The organism is Neorhizobium sp. LMR1-1-1.1, from assembly GCF_040675795.1.
Lineage (GTDB): Bacteria > Pseudomonadota > Alphaproteobacteria > Rhizobiales > Rhizobiaceae > Neorhizobium > Neorhizobium cellulosilyticum.
This window is the reverse complement of the sequence record NZ_JBEGHE010000001.1, coordinates 102,721-122,356: the sequence shown is the minus strand read 5'-3', so window position 1 is coordinate 122,356 and position 19,636 is coordinate 102,721. Positions and strand designations below refer to the sequence as shown.

The following is a 19,636-nucleotide window of genomic DNA, read 5'->3' as shown; positions in this document are numbered from 1 at the left end:
TGCATGACGACGCCACCGGATATGACCCTGCTGCAGGACCATGTACGATCCGCATGCCATCCCTTGCCCGCGCCCTATCCGGCCTATGTGCTGTTCTTTTCCTGTTCCGACGGTGAGGAAAGGGCGAGCGTCAGCATTGCACGCGGTTCGTCTTTTGATCAGGCCTGGCAGACGGGCATGGAGGCCGTTCTAACCATTCAACGCCGCCAATCCGGCCGGCATCGGTGGTTGCGGGTCGATTGGCCAACCGCCCTGGAAGCCTCTACTTGGGCCGAACTCCGTGACGTGCTGAGCGACACAAAACGCAATTACTTCCGCCTCGGCATTTCACTGGACGACCGGTTCGAGACCGCCTTTCAGGAACAGGAACTGAACGCCAACGCGATGCTCTATGGCGGCAACCGCAATGTCTCAGCCGACCTGAACGAAAAGAACTTTCTTCTTTATTTCAGCTCTCGTTTCCCTGATCACCTACCGCCGGACTTTGCAGATGATCGAGTGATCTATCCCTTCGCCAGCACAGGCGCGTTTTTCGACGGAACGACGGTCTACCCGCTTCATCCCTCTGGACTCAATGCCGGACGCAGGATCATCGACAAGCTGGACGTCGGACAGGTCACATCGCTGATCTACGACGCCTCAGAATTCCTCGCCCGCCAGGTCAGCCCCGACGGCCGTTTCGTTTACGGTTATCACCCCTGTTTCGACAGGGAGATCGGCACCTACAACACGCTTCGCCATGCCAGCACGACTTATGCAATGATCGAAGCGTACGAACTGACCTGCACGCCGCTCCTGCGCGAGGCGATCAGCCAGTCGATTTCCTGCATGACGCGCGATCTCATCGTCCATGCGCTTTTGCCCAACGGCCGGATCGCCGCCTTCCTCGTCGAAGCCGACAACGAGATCAAGCTCGGCGGCAATGCCGTCGCGATCCTGGCGCTTGCCAAATATGCCAGCGTCTTTAACGACGACCGTCATGACGAACTGATGGAGAGACTTGCCTCCGGCATCTGCTTCATGCAGGACGAAAAAACCGGCGCTTTCCGCCACGTCCTGACTTTTCCCAGCCTCGAAACCCGGCAGGAATTCCGCACCATCTATTACGAAGGAGAGGCCGTCTTCGCCCTGATGCGGCTCTACGACCAGCTTCGCGATGATCGCTGGCTAAGGACTGTCGAACTCGCCTTCGGGCATTTCATTCGCAACAACCATGCACGCCATCACGACCACTGGCTCGCCTACTGCGCCAATGAGCTGACACGACATCGCCCGGAAGAGGACTATTACCGCTTCGCCATAGACAACATTGCCGATCATCTCGATTTCGTCGCTAACAGGATCACGACATTCCCGACATTGCTCGAATTGATGATGGCGACGCGGCAAGTTTTGACACGGTTGAAAATCGACGGGCGTTTTCCTGATCTCCTGAACCGCATAGATCCCGGCCGCTTCGAACGCGCGCTGGAAAAACGGGCGCATTACATGCTCAACGGGCATTTCTGGCCCGAGATGGCAATGTTCATGCGCAACCCGAGAAAGGTTCTCGGATCCTTCTTCATCCGCCACCACGCATTCCGGGTGCGGATCGACGATGTCGAGCATTATCTGTCGGGATATATCGCCTATCTCCGCTACCTGCATGAGCAGGAATTGCGGGAAGACGCGTCCCAAAACGTCTCCGGCAGAAGCGAGCGTTAGCGCTTACCCTTTTCGCGCACCGCAGCAGATTTCCTGAGACACTCCGCATCAGGCGTGATTATCTGAGCCCCTGCACTACGTGACCGGGCCGCTCCGCCTTGGCTTTTTCAAAACAGAATTTCGCTAGAACGAAAACATTGGGGAATGCAGATGACGATGGTGATGAGCTGGGCTGAATGGTTCGGCAAAGACGGGCTTGGCCTTGCGGAACTGGTAAGACATGGAGAGGTCACCGCATCCGAACTCGCAACACAGGCAGCAACGGCGATCAAGGCGGTCAATCCGCAGATCTGCGGCGTGGTCGAGATCTTCGAGGATGCTGTTTCCGACGCCACGGTCAACGGCGCAAATCCCGAAGGTGCATTTGCAGGCCTGCCCTTCCTCCTGAAAGATCTAGGCCCGACACTTGCCGGCCGGCTGCAGGAGCAGGGTTCGCTATACATGAAGGGCAATCGCCCGACTTCCGACACTTTCCTCACCACGAAAATGAAGGCCGCGGGTCTCAACATCATCGGCCGCACCACAACACCTGAATTCGGCTGCTGCAGCTCGGCGGAAAATCCGGCGCTTTATGTTACCCGCAACCCCTGGAATACGGATTTCACCAGTTGCGGCTCTTCGGCCGGCTCCGCCGTCATGGTCGGCGCCGGTGTTGTGCCGCTTGCCCATGCGACAGACGGCGGGGGCTCGATCCGCATTCCGGCAGGCGTTAACGGCGGCATCGGGCTGAAATCCTCCCGCGGCACCTTTTCCATCGCTCCTGCGGCTTCAGACTTCACCTCGGTCGTCTCGACACAGGGCTGCATCACGCGAACGGTGCGCGACACAGCCGCCTTTGTCGACAATTGCCGCGGCGGTGCACCGGGCGAATTCATGCCCTACTGGTCTCCCGAAGTATCCTTTCTCAGCCTGATCGAGCGTGATCCAAAGCCGCTGCGCATCGCAGTCTCCCATGAATGGGGGCCGTATAATTCATCGCCGCATATCGTCTCGGAACTGGAGCGTGTGGCCCGTTTCCTCGAAAGCCTCGGCCATCATGTCGAATGGGTCAAACCCTCGATAGACTTCGAGAAAGCCTATACGGCACAGACGGCTTGCTACATCACCAACTTTGCCCAGACGGTGAACAATCTTCTGCGCATGCGAGGCCTAGAACGACCACCCGGCGATCTCATCGAACCGATGAACATCCGCATCTGGGAACAGGGCAAGGACGCGACCTATACGGAGCGCGCAGACATGCAGCTCGCCTTCAACGAAACCGCCCGCGCCTTCGGTGAATTCTACGAGAAATGGGACATCGTGCTGACGCCGATCACGGCGCGGGAAACACCGCCGATCGGCACGACCCAATATCTGACGATGACTGACAATCCCTCTGCCCTCGACTGGTTTTTCAATCTCTGGGGCTTCTTCGCCTATACCCCGTTCAGCAATCTTTGCGGCACGCCAGGCCTTAGCCTGCCGCTTGCCCGCCACGCCAATGGCCTGCCGCTCGGCATGCAGATCCAGACCGGCCTTGGCCGCGATGGTCTGCTGCTGCAGCTTGCGGCCCAGATCGAACGCGCGATTGAGGGAAAGTGGAATCTTGGCGACTTGCCCAAAGTTCACGTAACCGCGTTAGCCTGATCGGCTTGCTCAACGCGAGCGCGAAATGCCTTGCCGGCGAGGCTGCGAAAGGAGATTGCTCATTCAATACCGGCTAGCGACCTATCGTCGCTGGCGACAGGCCGATTGTGCCATCAAACCGCGTAATGCCGCGGCTAAACAGAAGACTAAACAAGGAATGCGGGAGAAAAAGACGACTTCCCGCAGTATTCCACTTGCGCTTACCGTACCGCCAAGTACCATTCCCTGCCTTTCCGCTCGGAAATCCTTGTCGTAACAGTTTACGGCAGGAATGCCGGTCACTTGCCGGCTTGGCCACGATGAAAACGAATTGGGGACGGGACTATTGAAGATAGGGGTTCTTAAAGAGCGCGCGGACCGCGAGGCGCGTGTGGCGATGACGCCGGACAGTGCGCTGGCCTTGCAGAAGCTTGGCTATGACTGCGTGATCGAAACCGGTGCAGGCAAGGCTGCAGGCTTTTCGGACGAAGCTTATCGCGCCGCCGGCGTGACGGTGGTCGATACGCCGGACGCGCTGATCGAAGCCTCCGACGTGATCGCCAAGGTGCGTCCGCCGGAAATCGCTGAAGTCGACAAGCTTGGCCCGGAAAAGACGCTGATCTCCTTCTTCTACCCGGCCCAGAACAAGGACCTGCTCGAACAGGCCAAGGCCAAGGGCGCAAACGTCATCGCCATGGATATGGTGCCGCGCATCTCGCGCGCCCAGAAGATGGATGCTCTCTCGTCGATGGCAAACATCGCCGGTTATCGCGCCGTCATCGAAGCCGGCAACAATTTCGGCCGCTTCTTCACCGGCCAGGTCACGGCTGCAGGCAAGGTGCCGCCGGCCAAGGTTCTGGTTATCGGTGCAGGTGTTGCAGGTCTGGCCGCCATCGGTACCGCCACCTCGCTCGGCGCCATCACTTATGCCTTCGATGTTCGCCCGGAAGTCGCCGAGCAGATCGAATCCATGGGCGCGCAGTTCGTCTTCCTCGACTTCAAGGAAAGCCAGCAGGATGGTGCCGCCACCGGCGGTTATGCCGCTCCTTCGTCTCCGGAATTTCGCGAAAAGCAGCTGGAAAAATTCCGCGAACTGGCGCCTGAGATCGACATCGTCATCACCACGGCGCTGATCCCCGGCCGTGATGCGCCGAAGCTCTGGACTGCCGACATGGTGGCCTTGATGAAGCCGGGTTCGGTCATCATCGACCTTGCGGCCGAACGCGGCGGCAACTGCGACCTCACCGTCGCCGACCAGAAGATCGTCTCGGACAACGGCGTCACCGTGATCGGCTACACCGACTTCCCGAGCCGCATGGCCGCCCAGTCCTCGACGCTCTATTCCACCAATATCCGCCACATGATGACGGACCTCACACCGGCCAAGGACGGTATTGTCGTTCACAACATGGAAGACGACGTCATCCGCGGCGCGACAGTGACCAAGGATGGCGAGATCACCTTCCCGCCGCCACCGCCGAAGATCCAGGCGATTGCCGCCCAGAAGCCGAAGGAAAAGGCCAAGGAACTGACGCCGGAGGAAAAGCGGGCGAAGGAAGTCGCAGCCTTCAAGGCGCAGACCAAGAACCAGGCCATTCTTCTGGGCGTTGCCACCGTGCTGCTGCTGATCGTCGGTGCCTATGCGCCGGCAAGCTTCATGAGCCATTTCGTCGTTTTCGTGCTCTCCTGCTTCATCGGCTTCCAGGTCATCTGGAACGTCTCGCATTCGCTGCATACGCCGCTGATGGCCGTCACCAACGCCATTTCCGGCATCGTCATCCTGGGTGCACTGTTGCAGATCGGCTCGGGCAACTGGCTGGTCGTCGTCCTCGGCGCCCTGTCGGTTCTGGTCGCGACGATCAACATCGTCGGCGGTTTTCTCGTGACACGGCGAATGCTCGCCATGTTCCAGAAGTCTTGCGTGCGTAGGGGGTTATTATCATGACGATCGGTATCGTTTCGGCCGCCTACATCTCTGCTGCGGTTCTCTTCATCCTGTCGCTTGGCGGCCTTTCCGGCCAGGAAAGCGCCAAACGCGCCGTCTGGTACGGCATCATCGGCATGGCGCTCGCCGTCATCGCCACCTTCTTCGGCCCTGGTGTCGCCACCAGTTTCGGCATCGGCCTGATCATTGTGATCATGGTCGCCGCCGGCTCTATCGCCGGTTACTACGTGGCAAGCCGCGTGCAGATGACGGAAATGCCGCAGCTCGTCGCAGCGCTTCACTCCTTCGTCGGCCTTGCCGCGGTCTTCATCGGCTACAATGCTCATATCGAGGCATGGCGCGTCGGTGGTCTGGATGAGGCTGCCCGTGCAACGCTCGAAGGCTTTTCCGCCATTCTTGCGCACAAGGATCCGGTTGAACTGGCCATCATGAAGGTCGAGGTCTTCCTCGGCGTCTTCATCGGTGCGGTCACCTTCACCGGCTCGGTCGTCGCCTTCGGCAAGCTGGCCGGCAAGGTCGACGGCAAGGCGAAGAAACTGCCCGGCGGGCATTTCCTCAATGCCGGTGCGGCAGCGCTCTCACTCCTGCTGCTGCTTGCCTATTGCAACGGCGCGGGCGTCTGGACGCTGATCCTGATGACGCTTCTCGCCTTCTTCATCGGTTACCACCTGATCATGGGCATCGGCGGCGCCGATATGCCAGTCGTCGTCTCGATGCTGAACAGCTATTCCGGCTGGGCGGCTGCCGCCATCGGCTTCACGCTCGGCAACGATCTCCTGATCGTCACCGGCGCGCTGGTAGGCTCCTCGGGCGCGATCCTCTCCTACATCATGTGCAAGGCGATGAACCGCTCCTTCGTTTCGGTCATCCTCGGCGGCTTCGGCGGCACGACGGGACCTGCGATGGAAATCGAGGGCGAGCAGATCGCCATCGATGCCGAAGGTGTCGCCAATGCCTTGAACGATGCCGACAGTGTCATCATCGTTCCCGGTTACGGCATGGCCGTGGCGCAGGCACAGCAGGCAGTCTCGGAACTGACCCGCAAGCTGCGCGCTGCCGGCAAGGAAGTGCGCTTCGCCATCCATCCGGTCGCCGGTCGTCTGCCGGGCCACATGAACGTGCTGCTCGCAGAAGCCAAGGTGCCTTACGACATCGTCATGGAAATGGACGAGATCAACGACGATTTCCCCAATACCGATGTCGTCATCGTCATCGGCTCCAACGACATCGTCAATCCGGCCGCGCAGGAAGACCCGAACTCGCCGATCGCCGGCATGCCGGTGCTCGAAGTCTGGAAGGCCAAGCAGGTCTTCGTTTCCAAGCGTGGCCAGGGCACCGGTTATTCCGGCATCGAGAACCCGCTCTTCTACAAGGAGAACACACGGATGTTCTATGGCGACGCGAAGAAATCCGTCTCCGAACTCCTGCCGATGATCAAGTAATACAACCGAACAGGTTCGGGGTCGCACAGACGATCCCGGACCAAAACATTCAGAACCGGGAACATGCGCCAGCCCGGTATTGCGACAGGTCAATGCAGGGCCCATCAGCGGGTGACCTTGATGGCGGATCAGATCAAAACGATCCGCTTGCCGTGATGGACACATGCGCTTACGCTTGACCCCGACCGATGATACTGCCTCGACCGAAACCGACGGTTCGGCTTCGCTTGAACGTGTAAAACGTCAATGTGAAGCGCGTGGCAGCTGTTGCGCGCCGCCTTCTATTGCGGCAGTCGCGATTTATGGAATGGATCGTCTCGGTGCGGTGATCGAACGCCTCATCCACTGGCGAAGATAGAACGAAGGACATTTCATGTTCGGCTGGACGAACCTTGTCATCGGCCTTTTGCAGCAGACCTGCGTCTATCTCGTCATCGCCTACCTGTTCAGCAAGACGCCCCTGTTTCTGCCGCTGATGCAGGTTACCGTCCGGCCATCGCGCAAGATCGCCTGCTACGTCATCTTCTCGATGTTCTGCATCATGGGCACCTATTTCGGCCTGCATATCGACGAGGCGATTGCCAATACGCGCGCGATCGGCGCCGTGCTCGGCGGCATTTTAGGCGGCCCGTTGGTCGGTCTTGCAGTCGGCCTCACCGGCGGCATGCACCGCTATTCGCTCGGCGGTTTCACAGCACTTGCCTGCGCGATTGCGACGACGGCCGAAGGCCTGATTGGCGGGCTGGTTCACAGCTATCTCATGCGCCGCAAAAGGACCGATCTCCTCTTCTGGCCTCCCCTGATCGCCGGCGTCACGCTTGTTGCCGAAATCGTCCAGATGTCGATCATCCTGATCGTCGCCAGACCCTTTGTCGATTCAGCCCATGTCGTCGAGACGATCGTTTTGCCGATGACGGTGGCAAATACCATCGGTGCCGCGATGTTCATGAACATCCTTGGCGACCGGCGCAAACTTTTCGAAACTCACTCGACGGTCTTCTCCGGCAAGGCGCTGAAGATCGCAGAACGCGCCGAAGGCGTTTTGCGCAACGGCTTCAATGCCGAAAACAGCACCAAGGTCGCCCGCATCCTTTACGAGGAAGCCAATGTCGGCGCGGTTGCGATCACCGACCGCGAAAAGATCCTGGCCTTCATCGGCATTGGCGCCGATCACCATCTGCCCGGCCGCGCCATTACGTCCGCCCAAACCATGGAAGCGATTGCCGAAAACAAGGTCATGTATGCCGATGGCGACGAGGTCAGCTATCAGTGCTCGATCCACCCGAATTGTCCGCTCGGATCGTCACTCGTCATTCCGCTGAAAGGCGAAGACAACGCGGTCATCGGCACGATCAAGCTTTATGAACCGAAGACCAAACTGTTTTCGACCTTCAACCGCTCACTCGGCGAAGGTGTCGCGCGCCTGCTCTCTGCCCAGATCCTCGCCGGGCGCTACGAACGCCAGAAGCAGATGCTGGTCGAATCCGAAATCAAGCTCTTGCACGCGCAGGTCAATCCGCACTTTCTGTTCAACACGCTCAACACGCTATCGGCCATCATCCGGATCGATCCGGGCGAAGCGCGCAATCTCGTGCAGAACCTTTCAACCTTCTTCCGCAAGAACCTGAAGCGGACGAACGACATCGTTACACTGTCTGACGAGATCGAACATGTGAATGCCTATCTGCAGATCGAAAAGGCGCGTTTCCGCGAACATCTGCAGATCGAGATCGATGTTCCGGACGACCTGGCAGAGGTCCGTCTCCCGGCTTTTTCGCTCCAGCCGCTGGTGGAAAATGCCATCAAGCACGGCACGTCACAGCTGATCGGAGAAGGTCGGATCACGATATCGGCAAATCCGGATGGCGATGATCTGCTGATCTCGGTGACCGACAATGCCGGCCTGTTTGTCCGCAAACCGTCCGTCGATGGCGGGCTTGGCATGAATATCGTCGACCGCCGCACCAAGGGGCATTTCGGTGACGCCTATGGCATTGATGTGAAATGGGAACCGGAAGTGTTCACTACCGTAAACCTGCGCGTGCCGATGGGTGAGCCCGTACACGACCATAGCCACCACCATGATGGCCGGCATGACCATCATCACGATCATTCACATGATGACGTTATACCCGCACGCACACCTCTTCGCGGCCGCCTGAAGGTCGCTCGCCTGTGGTCGGCAGCAAAGTAGCCGACCTTCAGGAAACGGTCTCCCGCGCCGCGGCCTTCAAAAAGCAAAAACCTCTCCACCGCTTAAGGTTCATTCTCCGCCGCTCGCGCCGCGATGGCGCCGCTGGCCGAAACGCCCACTCCCGCTTCTTACACGCGCGTGTAAGCGTGACGTCATTCTTACGGAGGACGTACCATGAGCAATGCTTTATCGATTGTCATCGGGTCGGCCTGCATCCTTGCCATCTGCTACCGCTTCTACGGTATCTTCTTTGTCCGCAAGGTGCTTGGCATCAACGACGCCGAAACCACTCCATCACACTCGCTGGCGGATGGACGCAATTACGTGCCCACCAAGAAGTGGGTGAATGCCGGCCAGCACTTTGCGGCCATCGCCGCCGCCGGCCCGCTTGTCGGCCCGGTTCTCGCCGCCCAATACGGTTACCTGCCCGGCCTGATCTGGCTTCTCGTCGGCTGCGTCATCGGTGGCGCGGTGCATGACACGGTCGTGCTTTTCGCCTCGATGAAGCACAAGGGCTCGTCGCTGTCGGAAGTCGCCAAGGCGGAACTTGGCCCGGTCGCCGGCTGGTGCACCGGTCTTGCGATGCTGTTCATCATCACCATCACCATGGCAGGCCTTTCGATGGTCGTGGTCCATGCGCTGGAACGGAACCCCTGGGGCACGTTCGCCGTCTTCATGACCATCCCGATCGCCATGATCGTCGGCCTTTATGAGAAGATGGGCGGCAACGGCAAGATCGCAACCTATGTCGGCCTTGCCGCCATTCTCGCCTCGGTCTTCGCCGGCCCCTATGTCCAGGAATCGGCACTCGGCCAGTGGTTCACCTTCCACTACGATACGCTCGGCATCATGCTGCCGATCTATGCCTTCCTCGCCAGCGCCCTGCCGGTCTGGCTGCTCCTGACCCCGCGCGGTTATCTCTCGAGCTTCCTCAAGATCGGCGTCTTCGCCGCTCTCGTCGTCGGTGTTGTCATCATCAACCCTGAAATCAAGATGCCGGCCCTGACCGAATTCATCCATGGCGGCGGCCCGGTTCTGGCCGGCCCGGTATGGCCCTTCATCTCGATCACCATTGCATGTGGCGCGATCTCGGGCTTCCACGCCTTCATCGGCTCGGGCACCACGCCCAAGCTGGTTGACAAGTGGAGCGACATCCGCCCCGTCGCCTTCGGCATGATGCTGGTCGAATGCCTGGTTGCCGTGCTCGCCCTGATCGCCGCAACAGCACTTCCGATGGCCGACTACTTCGCCATCAATGCCTCGCCGGAAGTCTTCGCCAAGCTCGGCATGACCGTTCAGGACTTGCCTCGCCTCGAACAGTCGATCGGCATGGACCTCGCCGGCCGTACCGGTGGCGCCGTGACGCTCGCCGTCGGCATGACGGAGATTTTCACCAGCATTCCCTGGTTCAAGACACTGGCTGCCTACTTCTTCCAGTTCGTCATCATGTTCGAAGCCGTCTTCATCCTGACCGCGATCGACTCGGGAACCCGTGTTGCCCGCTATCTGATCCAGGACATTCTCGGTGACCTCTGGGCTCCGATGAAGCAGATCAACTGGTTGCCCGGCTCGATCTTCGCCAGCGTCGTCGCCTGCCTTCTCTGGGGTTATCTCCTCAATTCGGGCGACATCAACTCGGTATGGGCTCTGTTTGGCGTGTCGAACCAGATGATGGCCTCGCTGGGTCTCACCATCGGCGCAACCATCATCCTGCGGCTCTCGGCCAAGCGGATCTATGTGCTGACCTGCCTCATCCCGCTCGCCTACCTGTTCGTGACAGTGAACTATGCAGGCTATTGGATGATCGCCAATGTCTATCTCAACGAAGCAGCCAAGGGCTACAACCCCATCAACGCCGTCCTTTCGATGATCATGATGGCGCTGGGTGTCATCATCCTCGTCACCGCGATCTTCAAGTGGAAGGACATGCTTCGCACCAACAGAGCGGGTGGAACCGAGAAATATCTCGGTACACCGGCCGAATAAACGGCTCTCCAAAATTCCTCCCGAGCCGGAACCGGGCGCATGTGAGACCCACATGCGCCCGGTTCGAATTTTTAGGACGTGCAGAATATAAAGTATCGGGATCGTCAGCGTCAGAGGATGCCGAGCTGTTCCTTCAGCGGCCCGAGAAAACGCCGGCTGACAGGAATGGAGCGCCCACCAAGGGTCAGGATATTGGCAACGCCGTTTTCGCCAAGCGCGATATCCTTGATATGCTCCGGATTGACCATGTACTGGCGATGACAGCGGATAAGCCGCGTCCGCTCCTCCAGCGTCCGAAGGGTCAATTCGGTGAAATGCTCATGCCCGTCATTGCCAAGCACATAGATACCGCCGGGCTTTGAGAAAATCGCCTCGACCTCTTCGAGCTTCATCAGCCGTATCCGGTTAAGGCCGGTGCACGGGATATGGCGCAGCGGCGGCGCAACATCGAGCAGCTTTTCCCGCTGGTCCGAAGTGGTCTTGCGAAGACGCGCCAGCGTCTTCTGCAGCCGCTCCTCCTGGATCGGCTTCAACAGGTAATCGAAGGCATTCTCCTCGAAGGCCCGCACCGCATATTCCTCATAGGCGGTGAGAAACACGACACGCGGCATCCTTTCGGGATCGATCATCCTGAGCATTTCCAGCCCGGTGACCTGCGGCATGTGAATGTCGAGAAACATGATCTCCGGCGACAGCCGGTTGATCGCCGCAATCCCTTCGATCGCATTGGCGCATTCGCCGACGATTTCGATATCGCTCTCTTCCGCGATGAGCGATTTCAGCTCGTCGCGTGCCAGGGTTTCGTCGTCTACGATCAGAACTCTCATGCGCTCAAATCATCCAGCGGGAAAGAACATGCTCTTAACTGACACCGCCGGTGTACGGAATGTCGCAGCAAAGTCGTAATCGGCCGCAAGCATGTCAACCTTGCGGCAGATCAACGACCGGCGATCCGCCAAAGCCTGTCCAAAAACCACCATGCCTCCGCTTGTCGGCAGGAACGGAAAATGGCCCGATGAAATGAACACCGAGCCATTCAATTCACCAGTAGCAACGGGCGGCGTTGTTTTTGAGAACCACCACCTCTGCCGGCCTGATAAAACCGTTACATCACGGCGCCGATCTGCCACGGCACGAATTCCGCACCGCCATAACCCAGCTCCTCGCTCTTGGTCTGTTCGCCCGATGCAACCCGGATGATCAGCTCGAAAAGCTCCTTGCCCTTTTCCTCGATCGTCACCCCCTGCGTGACGATATCGCCGCAGTTGAGGTCCATGTCGTCCTTCATCCGCTCATACATCTCGGAATTGGTCGAGATCTTGATGCAGGGTGTAGGCTTGTAGCCGGAAACCGAACCGCGACCGGTGGTGAAGACGATCAGGTTGGCACCCGATGCGACCTGTCCGGTCACCGAGCACGGATCGAAACCGGGGCTGTCCATGAACACGAAGCCCTTGCGGTCGATCTTCTCGCCGAACTTGTAGACACCGAGCAACGGCGCCGTACCGCCCTTGGCGACAGCACCGAGCGATTTTTCAAGGATCGTCGTCAACCCGCCCTTCTTGTTGCCGGGGGATGGATTGTTGTCCATCTCACCGCCGTTGCGGGCGCAATAGTCTTCCCACCACTTCAGCCGCTCGATCAGCTTGTTGCCGATCTCCGCCGTTTCGGCTCGGCGCGTAAGAAGATGTTCGGCGCCATAGACTTCGGACGTCTCGGAAAGAATGGTCGTACCGCCATGCCGGACCAGAAGATCCGAGGCATAACCGAGCGCCGGGTTGGCGGTGATGCCGGAATACCCGTCCGAGCCGCCGCACTGCATGCCGATGGTGATTTCCGAAACCGGAGCAGGCGTGCGCGTCGTGCGATTGGCGAACTCGGCAACACCGCGCAATTCTTCCAAACCTCTTTCGATCGTCTTGCGCGTACCGCCTTCCTGCTGGATCGTCATGTAGCGCAGCATACCGTCCTGGCGGATGCGACGGCCACCGACCAGATCCGGGATCTGCATCACTTCACAGCCGAGACCGACGAGAAGGATGCCGCCGAAATTGGGGTTCTGCGCATAACCGGAAAGCGTGCGAAACAGCGTGGCATAGCCTTCGCCATCGGTCGACATGCCGCAACCGGTACCATGCGAGATCGGCACGATACCGTCGACATTCGGAAACGCATCGAGAAAACCCGATTTCTCGGCCGCTTCCGTGATGAAACGGGCGACCGAACCGGAACAGTTAACCGTGGTCAGGATACCGATATAGTTGCGGGTACCAACCTTGCCGTCCGCCCGCTTGTAACCCATAAACGTCCGCGCTTCGGTGGCAGCCGGCAAAGGCGTGTTGGCGCTGGCGAACGCGTAATCCTGCGCATGCTCGCCCATACCCAGATTGTGGACATGAATATGATCGCCGGCGGCGATGTCGACCTTGGCCTGGCCGATGATCTGTCCGTAGCGCAATACATTGCCGCCGGCGGGAATTGCAGCGGTCGCAATCTTGTGTCCGCGCGCAATGGCCTGGCCGGTCGCGACACCGCTTGTCGTCAGGATGTCGCCAGCTTTGAGATCGCGCAATGCGATCTCGATATTGTCGGCGGGATGAAGGCAAATGCTGTTCTTGATCATAGCTATCTTTCTCCTGATCCGGCTTCCATGCCGGGTGCATTGCCGGCCGGTCTCCAGGCCATGCATCGAAGTCTTTGAATTGTCGCCTGCCTCAGCCTTCAGGCTGAGATTGCATCAGGCGTCCTGTGCTGCCGAATTGCCTCTGCCACCGCGCTTGCGGGACGGCAGGCGAGGCCGGGGATCGTCCAGCCCGAGGCCGTCGAGATGCCCGAAAACGGTTCTAAGGTGAGAACGCATGTGGGCCACCGTAACATCGACATCACCTGCAATCATCGCGTCTGCGATCATCTGGTGTTCGATCAGGGTGACGGCCATCCGGTCGCTGTCCTGCGTCGTCAGATATCGCACGCGATCAAGCTGTGTCTTGGCCCGCAAGATCGCATTCCACGCACCCGCATAGCCGCTGAGTTCGGCGATGAGGGAATGGAAGACGTTGTCGAGCCTGTAGAACGCGTCACCGTTTCCGACCACTGCAGCCTGCTCTCGCAAGTTGGCACGAATGCGTTCGCGCCCATCGTCATCCATGCGTTTGATCGCATCCTCGACAAGTGCGCATTCCAGCTTCTCGCGAATATACTGCCCAACAGTGACGGCTTCGAGCGAAATCGGCGCAACGAACGTCCCGAAATGCGGATAGATAACGACCAGCTCTTCTTCGGCAAGCTTGATAAGTGCCTCGCGCACAGGCGTCCGGCTCACTTCCAGCTGCTGGCAAAGGTCTGCCTCGGACAAGGGGGCGTCCGGAGCAAGACGGCCGCATACGATATCTTCCCGGATCTTGTCGAACACCTGGCTCGTCAAACGGGAACGGCTGCGATCCACCATTCAGTCACTCATCTTCTTTGTTGCAGTCAGGGCGAGTTATCCTCTTTTGCGAGATTTCCGACGTATCGGCAACATTGATGCGGTTGCATGCTGCGAAACTATACTCTGTCTGTTATGCCACGCGTCCCTCCCTGAAAGCCTGCACGGTCTGCATGACGCCCCGAAGCTCCGCCAATCCCTTGAGACGGCCGACAAAAGAGTAACCGGGATTGGATTTCTGGCCGATATCGTCACCCAGAAGATGTCCGTGATCAGGGCGCATCGGAATCTGCGGCACCGGATGACCAATCGAAGCACGACGGTCTTCTTCCGCCATCAGAGCCGCCGTCACTGCAACGAGATCCGTATCGCCACCGAGATGATCCGCCTCGTAGAATGATCCATCCGGCTCGCGGGTCGTATTGCGCAAATGAGCAAAATGGATGCGCGGCGCGAATTCCTTCGTCATGGCCACCAGATCATTCTTCGGGTTGGACCCGAAAGAGCCGGTGCACAAAGTCAGGCCGCAAGCATCCTGGGGAACGCCTCTGAATAACGCGCGCACATCATCCGCAGTGGACAGAACACGCGGAAGACCGAAAATCGGGAAAGCCGGATCGTCGGGATGGATGCACAGCCGTGCGCCTTCCTCTTCCGCCACCGGCGTGATCTCACGCAGGAATTCGATCAGATTGGCGCGAAGATCCTCGACCCCGATCTGCTGATAGAGTTCGAGCATCTCCTTGAACGTCGAGCGCGTATAGGCAAAGTCGCGCGCCGGCAGCCAGTCGATAAGGTTACGTTCCAGTTCCGAAATCTTCGCCTCGTCCATGGCCTCGAACCGAGCCTTGGCGGCAGCGAATTGTTCAGCCGAATAGGATGCCTCGGCCCCGGTTCGGCCAAGAACGAAGAGATCATAGGCGGCAAAATCGACGCTGTCGTAACGAAGCGCATAACCGCCATTCGGCAGCCGGTACATCAGATTGGTACGGCTCCAGTCGGTGATCACCATGAAATTGTAGCAGATCACCTTCACGCCGGAACGGGCGACATTGCGGATCGATTGCTTGTAGTTGTCGATCTTCTCCCGGTAATTGCCGCTGCGGGTCTTGATCTCTTCACCGACCCCGATGCTTTCCACTACCGACCACGTCAGGCCCGCGGCCTCGACTTCGGCCTTGCGCTTGGCGATTTCGTCAGACGGCCAGACGCCACCCTGGTTCATGTGATGAAGAGCAGTGACGATGCCGGTTGCACCCGCCTGGCGAATCTTTTCCAGGCTCACCGGATCATCCGGGCCGAACCAACGCCATGTCTGTTCCATTTGGTATTCTCCTACCCTAATTATGTATCGCCCTAAGCTGCACGCTTCAGGCTTCAGCTTCGCCCAGGAAAGCTCTCAGGGTTTTGCGGACCCCACGGCTCATCAGGCTCGATAAATGTTTGGTGACTTCGGCTCGGAAATGCGCATTGGCGGGCAGCACGTCTCCGAAGATTTCGCGAATGTCGAAAAGGGCATTGGCCAGCTTGACGGCATCAGCGCCGGCATCCTTGGCAATGCTTGTCAACCGCGCCGCATGCGGATCGGTGACGACATAATCCAGTCCAAGCTCATTCCTGCCCGACAGAAACTTCATCCACGCCGCAACGGTCAGCGGAATGACCTTCGGCTCTCGACCGGAAGAATAAAGTTCGACGGCGGCTTCCAGCAGTCGCGGCGGAAGCTTTTGCGATCCATCCCAGGAAATCTGCAGGGTTAGATGGCGTACGCCCGTATTACGGAACCGTGCTTCAAGGTCATGGGTGTAAGCCACGACATCGGTCCCCGGAACCGGCGGCAGGGTGCGGATCAGATCCTCGTCCCACAATCGGCGGATCACCTTGGGCAGATCCTCGTCTATCATGGCGTCAGCGATCGCTTCGATACCGGCGATCACCGAGAGATAGGCAAGCGTCGAATGAGACCCGTTGAGGCAGCGCAGCTTCATCAACTCATAGGGCAGAACATCCTCGGCCATGATTGCACCGGCTCTTTCCCAATCCGGTCTTCCCAGCGGAAAATGATCCTCCACGACCCACTGGCGGAAAGGCTCGGTAACAACCGGCCAAGCATCCACGATCCCAAGACCATTCGCGACCTTCTGCCGATCGGCGTCCTGCGTAGCGGGCGTGATCCGGTCAACCATCGTGCAAGGAAAGGCAACGTTCTGCGAGATGAACTGCCCCAGCTCTTCATCGCGGAGCGAGGCAAAGCGGGTTACCGCGTTGCGAACTTTGATTCCATTCTGCGCCAGATTATCACAAACCAGAACCGTAAAAGGCGCCTGCCCTGCCGCACGCCGCAGGCGAAGCGCTTCAGTCAGGAAGCCGGGAACACTTCGCGGATTTGTGGGATTGGCGAGATCCGCAACGACTGCCGGATGTGTTTCATCAAGGCCGCCGGTCGCACCGTCCAGGCAATATCCCTTTTCCGTGACCGTCAGCGTCACGATACGAATCTCCGGCCTGCAGAGCAGCTCGAAAACTTCGGACTTCTGCTCCGCCGTCACCATGACATCAAGGACGGACCCGATGATGCGCAGCACATCCGTGTCATTGTCACGGCTTAGCAGCGTGTAAAGTCCATCCTGTGGTTTCAGGGCGTCCCGCATGGCGGGCGACATGAGGCACACTCCGACAATACCCCAGTCCGTCGCCCCGGCCTGCAGAACGTCATCCGTGTAGACCATGGCATGGGCACGGCAGAAAGCTCCAAGACCGATATGCACGATGCCGGGGGAGACCGCCTCGCGGTCATAGGTCGGACGCTCGACTGCATCCGGAAGGCCGGCCAGCGCGGCATTGCCCAGACGTTTCGGGACAACATCATTCCTCAAATCGCTAGTCATGAAAAATCCTCGAATATCTCAGGAGGAGATACGGGGCGTCAAACGTAACTCAATGTCTTTCGGCAGTCCTTGCAGACACAATAAAGCCTCGGGTTTTCCGCATCAAAATTGCACTTTTTACGTGTATTTCATCTAGCAGACAAATCGCCCGACTACACGGCACGACGCCCCTGCAAGCTTCGACCTTCACTCAAAATGAACCAATGGATAAAGAGCCATCGTGACCTGACACCTTACCGAACGAAGCACGGCAGCAACCACTATCTTCTCGCTGATCATGTCGATGGTCAGCCGACGCATATGCCGGTGGACCAGGCCTCAAAACCAGCAGCTTCTATATTTTCTGACCTCGAAATCCATGCACTGCCGTAGTCACACCAGCCGCGTTTTCCTCATCCTCGATCCTCACTACCATATACGTATACTACCATATGGGTGAACTTGAATAGCAAAATTCATAACGAGCGTGCGACATTTTGAATGCACCCAGAAATTGACGTTTGTCACGGCCAGTGAGATTTAATTATAAATATCAATTAGATGAATAAAATCGCCGTTCGCTGCCGCCTGATTTTTCATGGGACCGACGCGAGAGCCACCTCAACACCTGTCCAATTCGCCAAATGATGTTTCCGCGAACCAGCTGTGAAAAAATCCCCTCAACTCGAATTTCCGAACGCAGGAAAACCAATCTCCGGCCCCAGGGAAAAGCTGCGACACCTTCGACTGGACACGGCAAGTACCTGCGACAATTTCGCACACCCAATCTGGCATGAAACCGATTTTCGCGATTTTTTAGACACCGCCGATAGTGATTTTATGACCATGATTCAATGCGGATTTCCCGCAAAAAAGACGTTCGCAAGAATTGACGAAAATCAAGAAATGCGGCCTCTACATTGCTGCAACGAGATCATTGACATCCCAATTCACAGCAATCTAGCGTTGATGTTGTCGAAAGGAGGTCGGCTCCCCAATGAAATCACTTATACATTCTGACGTTTTATTTCCGGCCGAAAACAGTATTCGCTCTATTGCTCAAGCACTTTACAAAACTGTCTCGGATCTTCCGATCATAAGCCCTCATGGCCATACCGATCCCAAATGGTATGCACTGGATGAACCATTTCCGGATCCGGCTCAGCTTCTGATCGTTCCGGATCATTACATTTTCCGGATGCTCTTCAGCCAGGGTATCCGCCTTGAGGATCTTGGCGTACGCCGCCTCGACGGCGCGACCGTGGAAACCGATGGTCGCCGGATCTGGCGGCTTTTCGCTGAAAACTATTATCTTTTCCGCGGTACGCCGACGCGTCAGTGGATGGACTTCGTCCTTTCCAACCTGTTTGGCATCGATGAACCGCTCACGGCAAAGACTGCCGACAAGAGCTACGACCAGATCGCCGAGAAACTCGCCCTGCCGGAATATCGGCCTCGTGCACTCTTCAAGCGGTTCAACATCGAAGTCATCGCAACCACCGAAGGCGCTCTCGACGACCTCCGCTGGCACAAGGCGATCCGCGACAGCGGCTGGGACGGGCGTGTGGTTACCGCCTATCGGCCTGATGCCGTGGTCGACCCGGACTTCGAGGGCTTCTCCGCCAATCTCGACCAGCTGGGCGACATGACGGGCGAAGACACCGGCTCGTGGACGGGTTATCTCGCCGCACACCGCAAACGCCGGGCCTATTTCAAGTCTTTCGGCGCTACGTCGTCGGACCATGGTCACGCTACAGCCGATACCGCCAACCTGTCGGACCAGGAAGCTGCAGCGCTGTTCAACCGGATCCGCGCGGGCAAATCCGATGCGGAGGATCACAAGCTGTTCCGCGGCCAGATGCTGACGGAAATGGCCAAGATGAGCCTGGACGACGGGCTTGTGCTGCAAATCCATCCGGGTTCCAGGCGCAATCATTCGCCGACCGTGTTCGCCAACCATGGCCGCGACATGGGCTTCGATATTCCGGGCCGCACCGACTATGTCAGCGCCCTGAAGCCGTTGCTCGATGCCGTCGGCGCGGAGCGCGACCTGACCGTCGTGCTCTTCACGCTCGACGAAACGTCCTATGCCCGCGAACTGGCTCCGCTTGCAGGCGCCTATCCGGCACTGAGGCTTGGCCCCGCATGGTGGTTCCACGACAGTCCGGAAGGCATGCGGCGCTTCCGCGAGATGACCACCGAAACCGCCGGTTTCTACAACACCGTCGGCTTCAATGACGATACGCGCGCCTTCCCGTCCATACCGGCGCGCCACGACGTTGCTCGACGGGTGGATTGCGCTTTCCTGGCGCGACTCGTCAGCGAACACAGGCTCCGGGAAGAAGAAGCTTTCGAGCTTGCCACGGAGCTTGCCTATACGCTTGCGAAAAAGGCGTATCGGCTCTGACCGACGCTTAAAGGCGTCGGCTTGAGGAGACTATCAAAACTGGCTTCCGGAAAGCC

13 protein-coding genes are annotated in these 19,636 nt (G+C 58.5%); 7 read left to right on the top strand and 6 right to left on the bottom strand.

Features of this window, described 5'->3' with window-relative positions:
• Positions 1-3 precede the first annotated feature (3 nt).
• From MRBLMR1_RS00505 to MRBLMR1_RS00480, 6 genes are all read left to right on the top strand, one after another.
• Positions 4-1,704: a Mur ligase gene (locus MRBLMR1_RS00505; protein ID WP_183685287.1), complete on the top strand. Its 1,701-nt coding sequence runs from the start codon at positions 4-6 to the stop codon at positions 1,702-1,704.
• Between the two features lie 150 nt (positions 1,705-1,854).
• Positions 1,855-3,333: an amidase gene (locus tag MRBLMR1_RS00500; protein ID WP_148145164.1), complete on the top strand. Its 1,479-nt coding sequence runs from the start codon at positions 1,855-1,857 to the stop codon at positions 3,331-3,333.
• A gap of 325 nt (positions 3,334-3,658) precedes the next feature.
• The gene (locus MRBLMR1_RS00495; RefSeq protein WP_500063404.1) at positions 3,659-5,257 is read left to right on the top strand and encodes a Re/Si-specific NAD(P)(+) transhydrogenase subunit alpha; all 1,599 of its coding nucleotides are present in this window, start codon (positions 3,659-3,661) and stop codon (positions 5,255-5,257) included.
• Positions 5,254-6,699: an NAD(P)(+) transhydrogenase (Re/Si-specific) subunit beta gene (locus MRBLMR1_RS00490; protein ID WP_148145166.1), complete on the top strand. Its 1,446-nt coding sequence runs from the start codon at positions 5,254-5,256 to the stop codon at positions 6,697-6,699. The genes MRBLMR1_RS00495 and MRBLMR1_RS00490 overlap by 4 nt, the downstream gene beginning before the upstream one ends.
• Positions 6,700-7,072: 373 nt before the next feature.
• Positions 7,073-8,893 carry a sensor histidine kinase gene (locus MRBLMR1_RS00485; protein WP_148145167.1) on the top strand — a complete coding sequence of 607 codons (1,821 nt, stop codon included), beginning with the start codon at positions 7,073-7,075 and terminating at the stop codon, positions 8,891-8,893.
• A 174-nt stretch (positions 8,894-9,067) separates the two neighbouring features.
• Complete coding sequence (locus MRBLMR1_RS00480; RefSeq protein ID WP_148145168.1) at positions 9,068-10,879, top strand: carbon starvation CstA family protein; 1,812 nt, start codon at positions 9,068-9,070, stop codon at positions 10,877-10,879.
• Positions 10,880-10,989: 110 nt separating this feature from the next.
• On the opposite strand, the gene btsR is transcribed toward MRBLMR1_RS00480, so the two are convergent.
• The 6 genes from btsR to MRBLMR1_RS00450 form a co-directional block, all read right to left on the bottom strand.
• Positions 10,990-11,706: a two-component system response regulator BtsR gene (gene btsR, locus MRBLMR1_RS00475; protein ID WP_148145169.1), complete on the bottom strand. Its 717-nt coding sequence runs from the start codon at positions 11,704-11,706 to the stop codon at positions 10,990-10,992.
• Between the two features lie 9 nt (positions 11,707-11,715).
• On the bottom strand, positions 11,716-12,009 hold the full coding sequence (locus MRBLMR1_RS00470) for a hypothetical protein (protein ID WP_148145170.1): 294 nt from the start codon (positions 12,007-12,009) through the stop codon (positions 11,716-11,718).
• On the bottom strand, positions 11,985-13,502 hold the full coding sequence (locus tag MRBLMR1_RS00465) for a UxaA family hydrolase (protein ID WP_148145171.1): 1,518 nt from the start codon (positions 13,500-13,502) through the stop codon (positions 11,985-11,987). The genes MRBLMR1_RS00470 and MRBLMR1_RS00465 overlap by 25 nt, the downstream gene beginning before the upstream one ends.
• A 114-nt stretch (positions 13,503-13,616) precedes the next feature.
• Entirely contained in the window at positions 13,617-14,327 is a 711-nt protein-coding gene (locus MRBLMR1_RS00460) for a GntR family transcriptional regulator (protein WP_148145172.1), read from the bottom strand.
• A 112-nt stretch (positions 14,328-14,439) separates the two neighbouring features.
• On the bottom strand, positions 14,440-15,630 hold the full coding sequence (uxuA, locus tag MRBLMR1_RS00455; RefSeq protein WP_148145173.1) for a mannonate dehydratase: 1,191 nt from the start codon (positions 15,628-15,630) through the stop codon (positions 14,440-14,442).
• A 46-nt stretch (positions 15,631-15,676) separates the two neighbouring features.
• On the bottom strand, positions 15,677-17,194 hold the full coding sequence (locus tag MRBLMR1_RS00450) for a mannitol dehydrogenase family protein (RefSeq protein ID WP_148145174.1): 1,518 nt from the start codon (positions 17,192-17,194) through the stop codon (positions 15,677-15,679).
• Positions 17,195-18,170: 976 nt separating this feature from the next.
• Between MRBLMR1_RS00450 and uxaC the strand changes: the two genes are divergently transcribed.
• Positions 18,171-19,580: a glucuronate isomerase gene (gene uxaC, locus MRBLMR1_RS00445; RefSeq protein WP_183685288.1), complete on the top strand. Its 1,410-nt coding sequence runs from the start codon at positions 18,171-18,173 to the stop codon at positions 19,578-19,580.
• Positions 19,581-19,636 lie beyond the last annotated feature (56 nt).

Bases quoted from the DNA above. Each gene is read 5' to 3' on its own strand.
- MRBLMR1_RS00460 (WP_148145172.1), bottom strand. From the start codon at position 14,327: ATGGTGGATCGCAGCCGTTCCCGTTTGACGAGCCAGGTGTTCGACAAG.
- MRBLMR1_RS00450 (WP_148145174.1), bottom strand. From the start codon at position 17,194: ATGACTAGCGATTTGAGGAATGATGTTGTCCCGAAACGTCTGGGCAAT.
- MRBLMR1_RS00505 (WP_183685287.1), top strand. From the start codon at position 4: ATGACGACGCCACCGGATATGACCCTGCTGCAGGACCATGTACGATCC.
- uxaC (WP_183685288.1), top strand. From the start codon at position 18,171: ATGAAATCACTTATACATTCTGACGTTTTATTTCCGGCCGAAAACAGT.
- MRBLMR1_RS00490 (WP_148145166.1), top strand. From the start codon at position 5,254: ATGACGATCGGTATCGTTTCGGCCGCCTACATCTCTGCTGCGGTTCTC.
- uxuA (WP_148145173.1), bottom strand. From the start codon at position 15,630: ATGGAACAGACATGGCGTTGGTTCGGCCCGGATGATCCGGTGAGCCTG.
- MRBLMR1_RS00485 (WP_148145167.1), top strand. From the start codon at position 7,073: ATGTTCGGCTGGACGAACCTTGTCATCGGCCTTTTGCAGCAGACCTGC.
- MRBLMR1_RS00500 (WP_148145164.1), top strand. From the start codon at position 1,855: ATGACGATGGTGATGAGCTGGGCTGAATGGTTCGGCAAAGACGGGCTT.
- btsR (WP_148145169.1), bottom strand. From the start codon at position 11,706: ATGAGAGTTCTGATCGTAGACGACGAAACCCTGGCACGCGACGAGCTG.
- MRBLMR1_RS00465 (WP_148145171.1), bottom strand. From the start codon at position 13,502: ATGATCAAGAACAGCATTTGCCTTCATCCCGCCGACAATATCGAGATC.
- MRBLMR1_RS00480 (WP_148145168.1), top strand. From the start codon at position 9,068: ATGAGCAATGCTTTATCGATTGTCATCGGGTCGGCCTGCATCCTTGCC.